Source organism: Halococcus saccharolyticus DSM 5350 (assembly GCF_000336915.1).
Classification (GTDB): Archaea; Halobacteriota; Halobacteria; order Halobacteriales; family Halococcaceae; genus Halococcus; species Halococcus saccharolyticus.
Window position 1 is genome coordinate 68429 of sequence record NZ_AOMD01000018.1, and the last position, 13824, is coordinate 82252.

12 protein-coding genes are annotated in these 13824 nt (G+C 64.8%); 6 read left to right on the top strand and 6 right to left on the bottom strand.

The annotated features are described in order from the left end of the window. Window positions 1-31 precede the first annotated feature (31 nt). Window positions 32-1543, bottom strand: a complete 1512-nt coding sequence (locus tag C449_RS06810; RefSeq protein WP_049913944.1) for a PGF-CTERM sorting domain-containing protein — start codon at window positions 1541-1543, stop codon at window positions 32-34. Between the two features lie 290 nt (window positions 1544-1833). Here C449_RS06810 and C449_RS06820 point away from each other — a divergent pair, with 290 nt between their 5' ends. Further along, on the top strand, window positions 1834-2949 hold the full coding sequence (locus C449_RS06820) for a DUF354 domain-containing protein (RefSeq protein WP_006077246.1): 1116 nt from the start codon (window positions 1834-1836) through the stop codon (window positions 2947-2949). A gap of 58 nt (window positions 2950-3007) precedes the next feature. Here the strand turns inward: C449_RS06820 and C449_RS06825 are convergent, their stop codons facing one another. Continuing rightward, complete coding sequence (locus tag C449_RS06825) at window positions 3008-4252, bottom strand: outer membrane protein assembly factor BamB family protein (protein ID WP_006077247.1); 1245 nt, start codon at window positions 4250-4252, stop codon at window positions 3008-3010. A gap of 114 nt (window positions 4253-4366) precedes the next feature. Between C449_RS06825 and C449_RS06830 the strand changes: the two genes are divergently transcribed. The 3 genes from C449_RS06830 to C449_RS06840 all read left to right on the top strand — a co-directional run bounded on the left by C449_RS06830 (window position 4367) and on the right by C449_RS06840 (window position 6799). Next, a complete protein-coding gene (locus tag C449_RS06830) occupies window positions 4367-5749 on the top strand; it encodes a hypothetical protein (protein WP_006077248.1) in 1383 nt (460 codons plus the stop codon). A 202-nt stretch (window positions 5750-5951) separates the two neighbouring features. After that, on the top strand, window positions 5952-6275 hold the full coding sequence (locus C449_RS06835) for a DUF7471 family protein (RefSeq protein ID WP_241430088.1): 324 nt from the start codon (window positions 5952-5954) through the stop codon (window positions 6273-6275). Next, window positions 6272-6799: a winged helix-turn-helix transcriptional regulator gene (locus tag C449_RS06840; RefSeq protein ID WP_006077250.1), complete on the top strand. Its 528-nt coding sequence runs from the start codon at window positions 6272-6274 to the stop codon at window positions 6797-6799. Before C449_RS06835 ends, C449_RS06840 begins: the two co-directional genes overlap by 4 nt. 96 nt (window positions 6800-6895) lie before the next feature. On the opposite strand, the gene C449_RS06845 is transcribed toward C449_RS06840, so the two are convergent. Next, window positions 6896-7960, bottom strand: coding sequence for a ferritin-like domain-containing protein (locus C449_RS06845; RefSeq protein WP_006077251.1), 1065 nt, complete (start codon window positions 7958-7960; stop codon window positions 6896-6898). A gap of 115 nt (window positions 7961-8075) precedes the next feature. Next, window positions 8076-8663: a high-potential iron-sulfur protein gene (locus tag C449_RS17460; protein ID WP_006077252.1), complete on the bottom strand. Its 588-nt coding sequence runs from the start codon at window positions 8661-8663 to the stop codon at window positions 8076-8078. 116 nt (window positions 8664-8779) lie between these two features. Between C449_RS17460 and C449_RS06855 the strand changes: the two genes are divergently transcribed. Next, a complete protein-coding gene (locus C449_RS06855; protein WP_006077253.1) occupies window positions 8780-10021 on the top strand; it encodes an iron transporter in 1242 nt (413 codons plus the stop codon). 147 nt (window positions 10022-10168) lie between these two features. Here C449_RS06855 and C449_RS06860 read toward each other — a convergent pair whose 3' ends face one another. Then, a complete protein-coding gene (locus C449_RS06860; RefSeq protein WP_049913946.1) occupies window positions 10169-11239 on the bottom strand; it encodes an iron transporter in 1071 nt (356 codons plus the stop codon). Window positions 11240-11396: 157 nt separating this feature from the next. Between C449_RS06860 and C449_RS06865 the strand changes: the two genes are divergently transcribed. Continuing rightward, on the top strand, window positions 11397-12617 hold the full coding sequence (locus tag C449_RS06865; RefSeq protein WP_006077255.1) for a hypothetical protein: 1221 nt from the start codon (window positions 11397-11399) through the stop codon (window positions 12615-12617). A gap of 75 nt (window positions 12618-12692) precedes the next feature. Here the strand turns inward: C449_RS06865 and C449_RS06870 are convergent, their stop codons facing one another. Next, window positions 12693-13718 (bottom strand): GNAT family N-acetyltransferase, encoded by a 1026-nt coding sequence (locus C449_RS06870; protein ID WP_006077256.1) that lies wholly within the window; start codon window positions 13716-13718, stop codon window positions 12693-12695. Window positions 13719-13824 lie beyond the last annotated feature (106 nt).

Below are 13824 nucleotides of genomic sequence, written 5' to 3' on the forward strand. Positions count from 1 at the left end.
TAGGTTCCGGTTCGGGTGACGGGAGCGTGTGTCAGCGCCGCCGAGTCGCGAGTAACGCAGCAGCGAGCACTGCAACCACCGCGGCGATCGCAGTGAAGCCCGGTCCGCCTTCCTCGGTCGCTTGGCCGCTACCGTTCGTTTCGCCGGCGTCGGTCTGGGCGGCGGTCGCATTCGTCTCCTCCGTCGCCGCTGCCGTCGTGGTCGCCGCCGCTGTCGACGTTTCGACCGTCGTTTCGGTCGCGTTCTCTCCGTCGGGATCTCCCGTCGCATTGGCGCTTTCGGTCGTCGTGTTGGCGGTTTCCGTGGCCGTTGCGTTCGTGGTTCCGTTGGCGCTTGCGTTCGTTCCGTTGGCAGGGCCAGCCTGCTGGCCGGTGACGAGGAAGCTGTCGTCACCCGGACCGGTCGTACTGTCGTTGTCGAGACTCACGAGAGAGCCATCGTCGACGCGAGTGATCGCGTACTGGCCTTCGTCGAGTGCCGTGGTGTCGACGATCGCGGTGCCGTTCGCGGCGGTCTGGAACTGGGTCGCCGACGGGCCGATCTCGCCGCCTTCGATCCGGCTGATCTGATAGCCCGTGCTCGCCTCACCCTGGTCGAAGTAGAGTCGCTCGCCCTGGTCGTACTCGCCGCCGGCCTGGAGCCGCCCGTCGACGTCGAGCGTCGAGATCGACGCCGTCGCGTTCAGGAGTTCACCGTCGACCACGAGTGGGTCGTCCTCTTCGGGGTCGAATGTCTGGTTCTGACGAATACTGACGGACAGTCCCGTTGATTCGGTGTACGCGACCGCGGTGAGGTCTTGGCTCGACGAGATTTCCCCACTCACGTCGATGGTGTAGTTCGCCGGTTGCGGGCTGGTCGAGATGTCGGTCGTGCCGACAAGTCGACCCTGGGAGCCGTCGTCAGTCGTGGTGAACACCCCGACGTATCCTCCACCCGGGATCGACGCCGTGAGGTTGAGCTGCTGACTCTCGCTGAACTGCGAGAGGTCCTGATCGGGGAAGGAGAGTTCGGGCTGGCTCACCGTGTACGAGACCGACGCCGGCCCGTCAGTTTCGCCGTCGGGCGTCGTGACGGTTCCCTCGATGGAGTAGGTGCCCGGCTCGCTCGGCGTCGTGAAGTTGCGGAACTTGACCGCGACCTCCGCACCCGCACCCGCCCCGGAACCGAGCTGAGGCTGGATGGTTCGCGGGAGCGTGATTTCGAGCTGGCTGCCGTCCTCGCTCGACGAGACGTTGACGTTCTCGATCTGGAACAGCGTGCCGCCGCGGATCGCGACCTCGACGTCCTCGTTGGTCACGTTCGCGACACTGGCCTCGCTGCCGACGTCGAGCGTGATCGTCTCGATCCCGTTTTCGGCGGCGGCGTCATCCGGCTTGACCGCGTACAGCGCCGTTCCGAGTGTGCTCGTCCCCGGTGTTAGCGGGTACGTCGACGCTGCGTTCCCCTCGTAGGCGGCCGCGGAGCCGCCGAGGAGAGCGACGCCACCAACCGCCGATACCACTACCACCGCGACGACTGCTACAGTAGTAAATTTCCGTATCATGCGTTCGTGTCGGTTACAGACTCGTTTCGTCGCCAAACCGCTCGTCCCGAACGGGCCGTGGTTGCGACGAAACCGTCCTTTCGGAACCCTCTCCGTAGAGCGGCTTTGTTATTCTTCGCATACTCGGACGTGGCGTCCCGAAGGCTGGTCGCCGATCGATCCCTCCCCACGAATCCCACCTGCTCCTCGACACTGCGCGCGTCACCGACTTCGTCCTCGGTCCGGATCGTCGTCCCGAACCGGACCGGTGTGTTTACCAGGGACGAGTTCGTTCGCGTCGGCAGGGACACATGAGATATCTGTTTTTTACGAACACTCCTGCTCACGTTCATCTGTATAAATACGCTGCGGCGGAACTCGACGACCGAGGCCACGACGTTCTCGTGCTCGCCCGGGACTACGGCTGTACGACGGAACTGCTCGAGTACCACGGGCTTCCCTACCGGTGTTACGGCCACCTCGAAACCACGAAGTGGTCGCTGGTGCGCCAGCTCCCGCGCCACTACTACTCGATTCTCCGATACACCCGGCAGTACGATCCCGATCGGATCTTCGGGATGGGCGCGTACGCCGCCCACGCCGGGGCGATCTCGCGCACGCCGGTCACGCTGATCCTCGACTCCGAGCCAACCTCGCTGGACCACGCCGTCTCGCGGCCCTTCGCCGCGAGTATCCTCACCCCACACGCCTTCGGGAAGGATCTCGGCCCCAAACACTACCGTTTTCGGGGGTTCAAGGAGTCGGCGTACCTCCACCCGGACGTCTTCTCGCCCCGTGACGACATCCGCGATAAGCTCGGCGTCGGGCCGGACGAGAAATACGTCATCTGTCGGTTCAACGCGTTCGGCTCGCATCACGACGTCAACCACTCCGGGATCAGTCCCCCCGAACGTCGTGAACTCGTCGAACAGCTCGCCGAGCGTGCCACCGTGTTCGTCTCCGACGAGAGCGACGCGATGGCGTTCGACGCACTCGACGCACGGCCGTTCGATCTCCATCCGGGACTCCTCCACGACGCACTCGCCGAGGCCCATCTCCTCGTGGCCGACACCCAGACGATGGTGACCGAGGCCGCGTTGCTCGGAACGCCGGCGATCCGGTCGAACTCCTTCGTCGGCGACTCGGACATGGGCAACTTCATCGAACTCGAACGCGAGGGACTGATCTACAACATCGGCGCGTTCGAACCCGCGCTCGAACGCGCGTGCTCGCTGCTCGACGACGCGTCGATACCCGCGGAGTGGGCGGCGAAACGCGACGACTACATCGAGAGAACTGTCAACCTCACAGAGGTGATTGTCGATCTCGCGACGAACGCCGACGGGCCCGGCAGCGTCACGGGACTCTCGCAGGGTGAACTGTCGGCTCGTCCACCCCGAGACGCGCCCGTGTCCGCCGACCGCTGAGTCGGGCGACACTCGATTTGCCGACGATCCTGGCCGAACTCGTCGACCCCTATTTTCGTCATTCAGCGTACGAGAGCGCAACGACGCGGCCGTCGCCATAGATGGCGTACACCTCGGCAGCTCCGTCACCGTCGGTGTCGGCGACCGTCGGATGAACGTAGATCGGCACGCCCCGTTCGTAGGACGCCAGGACGTCGCCCGATCGTGGGTCGACGACCGAGACGACCCCGTCGTTCGTCGCGGCGACCAGCTCCGGGTCCGTGTCGTTATCGATGTCTCCCATGACCGGCGGGGGCATCATCTGTACTGATTCGGTCGTCAGCGTCGTCGTCCACTCGGTGCTCCCGTCACTCGCGTTGAGGCTCCTGAGCTTGCCGTCCTTGGCAACCGCGTACACTTCGGGGTCGCCGTCACCATCGCCGTCTCCGAGCGTGTGAACTGCCGCGAACTCGCCGAAATCACGCTGCCACTGTACCGCACCGCGCTCCCCGTCGATCGCCGTGACTCGCCCGTCGACGGTGGCCGTCACGATCTCTGTCGCCCGATCGTCGTCGGCCTGTCCGGTCGTCATCCACGTGATCGATGATTCGAACGGCCGCGTTCGGTTCCACGCCGTCGTCCCATCGTGCTCGAACAACACGAGCTGCCCGCTGCTGGTTCCGACGACGATCTCTCTCCGATTATCCGCATCGAAGTCCTCGACTGTCGGCTGCCCCCACGTGTACGAAGAGAGGGTCTCCGTCCAGACGGCCGTTCCGTTCGGTCGGAGCACGAAGACGGTTCCCTGCACGTCGACCACGACGAGCTCGTTCGTTTCCTTGCCGGTCAGATCGGCGACAACGGGTTGTGTGTAGCCGTAGTCGGTGAGGTCGTACTGGAAGACCTGCTCGCCTGTTCGTGGCCGATACGCGGCGACTTCCTGCTCGGTCGAGGTTGCGATGACTTCCTTCGTGTCGTCACCGACGAAATCCGCGAACGTCGGGTCGGCGACCGCGTGAATCGTACAGTTCGCCGACGGGATCGGCTCCTGCCAGCGTGACGACCCATCGGAAGCGTTCTGTGCGACCAACGCACACTGGTCGGTTCCGAACTCGCCGCTGACCGGGGCGAAAACCAGGCTGGAGCCGCCGACCCGTCCGACAGCCGGTGCGTGATGGTTGGACTGCGTGGCACTGGTGGTGTTGCTCACCCACCGCTCGGTGAGCGTCCCGCCGGAATCGGCGACGGTGCTGAAACCGAACACGGCCGTCCCGGCGAGCGCCACGACGACGACCACCGCCGCCAGCGCGGTCCGCAACTGCATACTCGCGGTATCACACACTCGGGAATAAGGTCTCGCGTCGCTTCGGCGGATTCGAGAATCGTACCAGATCGGCGTATCAGTAGGTTCTTTGGGGCTCTCCGGTGTGATTCGGTAATGAAGTGGCGTCGGCCGATCGTCACCGTCTGGCTCGCACTCGTCGGCGTCGTCGGTGTCGCGAGCGGCCACCAAGTCGCGAACTCGCGGTTCGCCGCACCGATCCCCCTGACCTTTCTGTTCGGTGGCGCGGGCGTCACGGTCGCCGCGACAGCGCTCTGGCTCGGTGTGACGGCCGAGACCGCTCCGAGGGCGCGAGCGTGGCGGTCTCGCTTCCGAATCTCGGCTGGAGTCGCGTCCGGTCTCCGCTACGGCGCGCGAGCCGTCTTTTTCGCTGGTTTTCTCGTCGCGATACTCCACGGTCTCCTCGGCCCGCAGGTCGACGCTGAGAACTTCGCCACGGTGTTCACGTGGGCGGTCTGGCTCAAGGGCGTCGGCCTCCTCTCGATCCTCGTCGGCAGCCCGTGGCGAGTGCTGTCGCCGTGGCGCACGCTCTACGATGGACTGGTGCGACTGGAGGGCCGCGAGATCGCCGCCGTCGGTGCGTACCCGTCGTGGCTCGGCCACTGGCCCGCCTTCTTCGGATTCGTCGTCGGCATCGCGATCGTCGAGAACCTGACGGTGATCCCCCGCTCGCCGGCCGCGACCGCGGTCATCGTCGCCGGCTACGCTGCGGCGATGGTTCTCGGCGGCGTGGCGTTCGGGGACGACTGGTTCCGCCACGCCGATGCGCTATCGGTGCTCTATCGGTTGTTCGGTCGCGTCGCACCGGTGGGATTCGTCGAAACGGATGGTGGATATCGCATCACGCTTCGTCCACCGTGGGCGGGCTGTACGCAGCGCGTTCGCGACGTCGCCCTGGTTGCGTTCGTCGTCGCCACGGTCTACACGGTGAGCTTCGACGGCTTCACGGGCACGGCGACGTATCAAACAGTATTATTCGATCTCAGGGACGTGCTCGCCAGCGGTCCGGCGACCAGCGTGCTCGTCTATGCGGTCGGACTGTGTGGGTTCGTCGCGGCGTTCATCGCCGTCAGCACGATGATGGCATCCGTGGCCGACGAGAGCGGGGCGTGGCGCGAGACGGCGCTCGCGTTCGCGCCGACGGTGCTCCCGATCGCCGCCGCCTACGAGGTCGCACACAACTATCCGTTCGTAATCGAGAACGTCGGGCGACTCGCGGCCATCGGGTGGTCGATCACCGTCTCGCCGATCGATCCGATCGAGCCGCTCGGCTGGCTGACGCTCCTGGCGTTCTGGGGATCGCAGGTCCTCCTCATCATCGTGGGCCACGTCATCGCCGTGGTGGCTGCCCACCACGTGGCGATCGAGCGCTACGGGACGCTCTCCCGGGCGCGACGAACCCATCTCCCGCTCGTGGTGTTGATGGTCGGGTACACGGTGCTGTCGCTCTGGATCATCTCCCGACCCGTCGTCGCCTGACAGCGGCGTGCCGTCGGGATTCGCCGATCGCACCACAACCGTTATTCGCGCGTCCCGACGATTCTGATATCAGTCGATCGTCGGCAGCCATTCGAGACGAACATTGCTCGCCGCCGTCGCGGATCGGCGCTCGATCCGTCGTCTCGGGTGCACCGCGATCGCTTCCACGAAACAGATGTCGAGGTACCTACTCCACTTCGGGATGGGACACGACTCCGTGTCTCTGGAAACGCTTGCCCTGCCGAGCGTGCTCGTGCTGGCTGGCGGCGCGTCGGTGATCGTCGTCGGCCTCGCGATCGCCGCGTTCGCCCAGCGTCGCTCGCGGTCGTATCTACTGATCGCGCTGGCACTGGCGACGCTGCTGGCCAGAACCGTCGTCGGGGGGCTAGCAATGGGTGAAATCATCCCCGTCGGGATGCATCACCTCATGGAGCACGCACTCGATGGGGTCATGGCCGTCCTGCTCATCGCTGCGGTGTACTTCGCCCGCACGACCGATCCGACGACCGGCGGGGGACGCGCATGAGCGAGACCCGCGATCGGATCGCCCGACACGTCCACACCCATCCCGGCGTTCACTTCAACGACCTCGTCCGCACGCTCGACCTCGCGCCCGGCCAGGTGCAGTATCATCTCAAACAGCTCCTCACGGCCGATTCGGTCGTCGACGAGCAGCTGTACGGACAGACGCACTACTACCCACCCGAATATAACGACTGGCGACGCGGCGCGCTCGCGCTGTTGCGCCGCGAGACTGTCGGTGACATCGTCGCCGTCCTCTGCGAACACGGGTCCGCACGACCCCAGTGGGTGGCCGACGAGCTCGACATCGCACGGAGCACGCTCGAATGGCACCTCGATCACCTCGTCGAGGAGAGTGTGGTCGTCAAGCACCGTGACGAGCGCAATCACGTCACGCTCAGGCTCACTCGGCAGGACGAGACGGCGGCGTTGCTCGACGAGATTTCCCCGTCGACGCCGGAACGGATGGTGGATCGGTTCACTCGCCTGACCGACAGGCTGCTCGACGAACCACGTTCTAGCGAATAGGCCGACCGGCGACTGGGTTTCGGTGCGGGCGAACACAACGAGGCCGATCTGTTTTCGAAACGTTCTGCGACGCGGACCGAACCGCCGTCGCCTGACTCACTCCGAGGCGACGAACTCCTTCGCGATGGGGAGCACCTGCTCCATCGAGCGAGCGGAATCGAACGCATCGGGGGCCGCTCGGCGAAGGTTCAGCGTATCGAGGAAGCTCGCGTGGCGTGCCTCGACCGAGTGGATGCTCAACGCGGGCGGCACGAGATCCGGATCGGAGAGCAGGGGTGCCGCCCCTGCGTACGCGGAGACGCCGACGTCTTCGAGGCGGGCGGCGATCGCGACGAACTCCTCGAACGTGTCGTAGTCGAACTCGTAATCAGTCTCCTCGACGGGGTTGCCGCCGAGATCGGTGATGGTCTGTGTCAGCTTCTCGACGTGGGCTTTCTCGTGATCGCGGATGTCTTCGAGCTGCTGGTACATCGAGAACCGAAGCGTCGGCCGGTCGAAGTACCGCGCGACCGCCGATCGCTCGACGTCGTGTTCGCTGAACGTTCCGCCGCTCGATGCCAGGCCATCCCGATAGAAGGCGTATTCGAGGTGTTCGAGCGTGAGTGCGTAGTTCAGGACGTCGATGTCGCTGATGGCCATGTCGTCCGGGAGAGCGATATCGTCCGTTCCGGCGTAGCCGTGTTTGCCCGAGTCGTCCTTTTCCCAGAACAGCGTTCCCGTCGACTCGTCGCCGGTGAAGCCCGCGCCGTCGAGCGGAAACTCCAACACGAGGTCGTCGTTGCCGTCGCCGTCGACGTCGCTGACCGCACCGTCGTCGACCGGCCGAACACCGCCGCCGTTGCCGAGGATCTCGTGGGTACCGAAGCGATATCTGACGGCGCGGTCGGTCGGGTCGAACACGACCGTCTCACCGTTCGCGTCCGTGAACTCGGTGTACCGTACCGCGACCGAAACCCGGCCGTTCTCGTCCGGTTCGACCCGATTCCCTTCATGTTCCGGAGCGATATCGATAGCGAACTCCTCCGGGAAGTGTGCGGCGGCGGTCGTACTGACGGCCGGAATCGCGGCAGCCGTCGCCGCCGTCCCGATGGCGGCTTTCATGAATCGACGACGATCGGTGTTCTCCGACGGATCGCTTGTGGATTCTTTCGGGGAGTTCATGTGAGTTCCAGTACCCCTCGGGTGGGGCTGTTCGGATGTTTAAGCGGTGCTGTATAGTGATTTCTGGCACGACTCTCGAAACGAACGTCGGCTCGACAGGATGTGAGGGATGGTTTCAGCCGTCTTGGTATGGACTGTAACTCACACACCACGCTTCCGGCTCGATGTATCCCTTCACTACGCTGCACGCGCCGAGCCCGTCCCCGTTTTTGTCTGCGAGATAGAACAGACAACCCGAGCACTGCTGGCCGTCTTTCGGCTGCGACTGGTATTCGACGGTCTCCTTCGATTGGAGTGAGTCGAGACTTCGGTCCGTTCCACCCTGGCTCGACGCCGTTCGGTAGGCTGTCGGAACGGGACCACTCAGGTCGTCCACCCTCGTCGTCGTTCCGCTGTCGTTCGTTCCACCGTCGTTCGTTCCGCCACTGTTTGTCTCATTCGTCGTTTCGGTCGCCGCTGTTGCGTTCGTCGTCTCGGTACGTGCTCTCGCGGTCGCCGTCCTCGTTTCGGTACTACCGATGGCCGCCGTCGTGCGGGCTTCGTCGCTGGCCGTCGTGTCGTTTCCTGCGGCACCATCGGCGTTCGTTTGCGTCGTGTCGTCGTTTCCATCCGTTCCTCCGTCGCCATTACAACCGGCGAGCACGGCGAGTGCCGCGCTCCCCGCGAGTCGGAGGAACGTCCGTCGCCGTCGTTCGGACTCCATGATTCGATCTGTCGGGCGCTATCGTTAGCGATTCTGGCACGATCGTCGAATCTGCGGCACGGATTCGAGAGACGGACCAGAACCGGTTTTTCCACGGAGCCGCAACGCAACGCACGATGGATCGCCGAACGTTTCTGCGGGCTTCCGCCGGTGTGACGGGTAGTGTCGCCCTCGCCGGCTGTTCCAGCTTGTTCTCCGTCAGACGGGGCGACCCGCCGCTCGTCGAAAACCGCCCCAATGCGGTCTACTATCCGACCCACACCGAGGGCATGGAGATGGTCGGCATGAGCGGAATGGGTGGGATGGCGATGAACGACTCCGGAGGGATGGAAATGAATGATTCGGGTGGAATGGGGATGAACGACGCAGGCGAAATGGACATGAACGGCTCCGGTGAGATGGCGATGAACGGGTCGAGCGGGATGTCGTCGAACGGCTCGGCGACCGACTCGATGAGTGGGGGCAGGAACGGCGCGAGCGACTACGCGTTCGGATTGATGTACTCGTATCCCCACCGCTTCTGGACCGCCAACGGCAGCGAGACGCGGAAGGTCTCGATCCAGCAGGAAGACACCGTGCACCTGATGACGTCTGTCTGGGAGCCGAAAACTCGAACCGTGCTGCCGGATACCGGCCTCTCGGTCGAGATCACGCAGAACGGGGAGGTCGTCTCTCAGGAAGTGATCTACCCGATGCTGTCCCAGCGGATGGGGTTCCACTACGGCGCGAACTTCGGGCTCGACGGGAATGGCACCTACACGGCAACGCTCAGCGTCGGCGGGATGTCGACGCGCCGGACGGGCGAGTTCGTCGGGATGTTCGCCGAACCAGCGAGCGTCGACATCGAGTTCGAGTACAGCCGTACCGACAAGCGGTCGATCGATTACACCCGGACCAAAGGACAGCGCGAGGGGAGCCGGGACGCGGCCAAACCGATGGCGATGGAGATGGTTCCGAACTCGGTCGTACCCCCGAAATCCGACCTCCCCGGCGAGATCGTCGGCACACAGACCAGCGGCGACGGTCGATTCCTCGCGACCGTGCTCGACAAGCCACCACGGGGCATCGACGCGAGCGGACCGTATCTCGCGGTCTCGGCGCGGACGCCGTACAACCGGATGGTGCTCCCGGCAATGGCGCTCTCGGGGACGCTCCGCCGCAACGGCAGGACCGTCTTCGACGGTCCGTTGCAACCGACGCTCGATCCGGAACTCGATTACCACTATGGAACGGTCGTCGACAGTATCGAATCGGGCGACGAACTCGAACTTTCGGTCGAGACGCCTCCGCAGGTCGCCCGTCACGAGGGCTACGAGACTGCTTTCCTTGATATGCCACCGATGACGTTCACCGTATAAATCGTTCGAAACGTGGCGTTTCAGACTCCGCTCCGGTGATGGCCATTTCTCGTGCGTCTACAACAAGTGACATTAGAGCTGCACGAATCCGAGCCCGAACTCCGATCGAAGCGGCGATCGAGTCGGATGTGCTGATACGTACGCAGGCTATGTAGTGACTGAACTCGGGACAATCATCTCCACTGGCGGCATATGGATGAAGGCAGTCTCGTAGCCGTCGTGTCGAGCGATCTGTGGCGGCGTGATCACTGAAATCTCCAGCTCGTCGCCGGGCTGGATGCCCTCCACAGCGGTGCTGTAGTGGTATCCGACGTCGGGATCGAGCGTCCGTTCGAGGGAGCCGTCGAACACCCGCTTCCCGCCCCTCGACACCGTCGCCGACAGCGACATGAACGGGAGAACGATCCGGTTGTACGGTGTTCGTGGAAACACCGCGAGCCGCGTGGCTCCGTTCGTGTTCCGGATCGCGGTCACGACGAACGTCGCGTCGCCGGACCGTTTCGTGCCGAGTCGCGTGCCGGGCAGCGCGCGCTTCGGCGGCGCGCGGCCGACGGGCACGTCCATTCCCATGTCCATCGGTTCGACGGCACCGCGTTCCCCTTGCTTTTCGGGGAGCTGTCTGAGCGCCAGATCGTACAGCTCGGCGGTGTCGAACGTGAACTCGAACGTCGCCGTCATCGGATCAGAGAACTCCTCTTCGAACCGCCCGGTTCGACGCATCCGCGTTCCACCGATCGAAACCCTCGCTTCGTAGGTGCCGTTGCCGTCGAGTCTGAAGTTCGCGCCGTAGTGGAACCCCATCCGCTGGGACAGCATCGGATAGATCACTTCCTGAGAGACGAGTTCTCCATCTTGGACGATCTCGGCCGAGAGCCCGGCGTCGACCGGGATCACGATGCCGCTCCGTTCGTCCCAGATCGTCGTCATCAGATGGACCGAATCTTCGGACTCGACGACGGTTTTCCGGGTCTGGCTGCCGTCGAGGTTCCAGAAACGGTGGGGGTACGAGTACATGAGCGCGACCGTGTACGGCCCCACAGAACGGGTGCCATACATCGCCATCCCCTCGGTCACGGCTGGATAGTACACGGCACGGGGCCGGTCGTTCACGAGCGGCGGATCACGCCACGCCGACTGGGTTCGCAGGCCGAGCGTTTCGAGACAGCCTGCGGTCGCCGCCGTGCCGGCAGCCACAGCCAGAAACGCACGTCGCCTCATCGCCACGGTGTTTGTTCCACGTTCACATACGACTACTGGTTCGGTCGTCGAATCCGAGTCCGCTCACGACCATCGAACCGTCTTGGAGGGGCTGTCGCCTCGCGTTCGAAGCACCGTCTCCAACGAACACATATACCGGGGGGACGTGGATTCACCAATGAGCAGTCGAACCGACCGGAACCACACCGTGGCTGGCGATTTACGGCGATCGGCATCCGTGGGTGCCGGCCTCGGTCGTCGTGTTCTCGTGCTCGCTATCACGCTCGTTGCAACCATCGGGACCGTCCCGCTCGCGTCGGCTCACGGCGGTCACATCTACGTCAACGGTGTCCACCTCTCACAGTCGTACGCGTTGATCCCACTCGTTCTCGGGGCCGCCATTGCCGTTGGCAGTATCTATCTTCCCCGATTGCGGCCAGCCCTTTCGGACTACGCGCTCCGCGGCGTTCTCGTGGGCCTCGCCGTCGCGGTCGTCGGTGGGATCGCGGTCGTCCAGCTCTCGCCGTACGAGTGGCTGACTGCGGAGCCGGTGATTCCACGATCGATCCACGAACCACTGCTGCTCCTGCTCGGCAGTGTGATCATGCTCGGGAGCGTCATCGGCGGCCAGCTCCGGTGGCCAACGCGGCCCCGCTACGCCGGCTTCGGTGCCCTCCTCGGTCTCTGGGTCGCCTACCCCGGCTTTTCGGTGTTCGGTGTCTACACGCCGACGAACCCGCTCGGCCATCTCATCGTGCTCTCGCTGCCGGTGGCGGTCGGATACGTCCTCTGGCGCGACGCCCGCGGCGTGTTGAGTGCCGTTTTCGCCGACCGGACGGCGCGCCGGTTCGGCGTCGCCGTCGGGCTGCTCGGCGTCGTGTTCTTCCTCTTTTCGGCGGGGATGGCCACGGTCGTCCCCGACAGCGGCGAGGGTCTCTCGTGGTCTTCGGGGTTCATCACGACGCTGCCCACCCTCGGGCCGCTGGTGACGTGGCCATCGGTCGAGGTCTGGGCCCCTTCGATCCCGTTCGCCGGCATGGTATCGGTCGGCACGCTGATCCTGCTTGCCGTGCTCGGCGGCCTCCTCGGACTGAACGCCGCGGTGTTCGCCCACCAGTGGGGGACCGCAGCGGGCGGCGCGTCGCCGACGACGGCGGGTGCGGTCGGTCTCGCCGCCCCACAGGCGTGCTGTTGCTGTGGCCCGTTGCTCTCCCAGCTCGCGATCGTAACGCTCGGCCCGTCGGCCGCGGCCCCGATCTACCTGCTGTTCGCCGATCCCTCGTCGTCGATCGGCTCGCTGTTTTTCGTCGCCAGCGTGGCGATCCTCGCCGGCACGCTCATCAACGCGACCGGGTCGACGGCCAACGCCGACCCCGAGCAGTGCGTGGTGCCGGCCTAACGCCGGCGCACTCGTCGTCAGTCCGGACGACGACGAAACGAAGTGGTTCTCGATCGGCGAGAGAGAAAACCGCTACTACAGGTCGAGCCGATCGACAGCCTGGTTCACCATCCGGTACGCCCCTTTGGCGGCGTCCATCGCGGGGCCGCCGGACTCGATGACGTACGACGGTGTGAGGTCGGCCCCGAACTTCGATTTGTACCGGCAGAGTCGCTCGGTGTTCGCGCCGACGAGGTCGTACTCCGTGACCGATTCGATCGGTGGCTCCTCGGCGACGTCGCGGATGATGCGCCAGTGGAGCAGGCTGTTGATGCTGACGCCGTCGTGGGTCGTGCGCGCGCCGCCGAGCCAGTAGTACGCCGCGTCGTTCGAGTACAGCGCGATGACGCCGCCGAGGTACTCGCCGTCCGAATCGCGTGCGACGTACACCCGCGACCGCTCGTCGAGATCGGCGATGACGTCCCTGACGTACGGCCACGACGGCCCGAACTGCTCGTCCTGTTCCGCGTACCGTGCTTGGGTCTCGCGGAACACCGTCTCGCCGCCGTCGAGCCCCTCCGTCTCGATGGTGATATCGAGGTCTTCGCCGGACCTGATCTCGCGCCGGAGACTCCGGCTGAACGAGCCCAGAATATCGTCGGGTGAGCGGTCGCCGATCTGAAGTCGGTAGGTGAACGAGGGCTCGACCGAGAGATCCGCCCACCGGTACGGACGGGGGTCGGTGTACTCGGGGTGGCCCAGGAACCGACACAGCGTGGTGGACGATTCGACACCGAGCGCGTCGAGCACGCCGTTCGTGAACTCGCGGTTGACTTTCTCGCGTTTGCGCTGTTTCGGGCTCGTCGGCATCACGATCGGCCCCAAGTGTGGCACGCTCATGCCGGGTGGCGGCGACGAGAGCACCCGACCCCGTCCCATGCTTCGGACGAACACCGGAAGCATCCCCACCAGCTGCTCGCCGCGGTAGCCGCCGAGGCAGAGGAGATCGCCCGACGCGTGGCGATCGAGCACCGAGAGCGCCGACGTGGTGTGGAACACCTCGAAGCCCGCATTGGGGAGCCCGTCGTCCCACGCCGCGAGATCCATTCGTTCGATGTTCATGTGGTTCGAAGAGGAGAGCGCATGCTGTCTACCATCGATACCTGTCTCACTCCGGGGATCAAAGAAAGTGTTTCGTTGGGGTATCGTTTGGCCCGTGCTCGCCCGG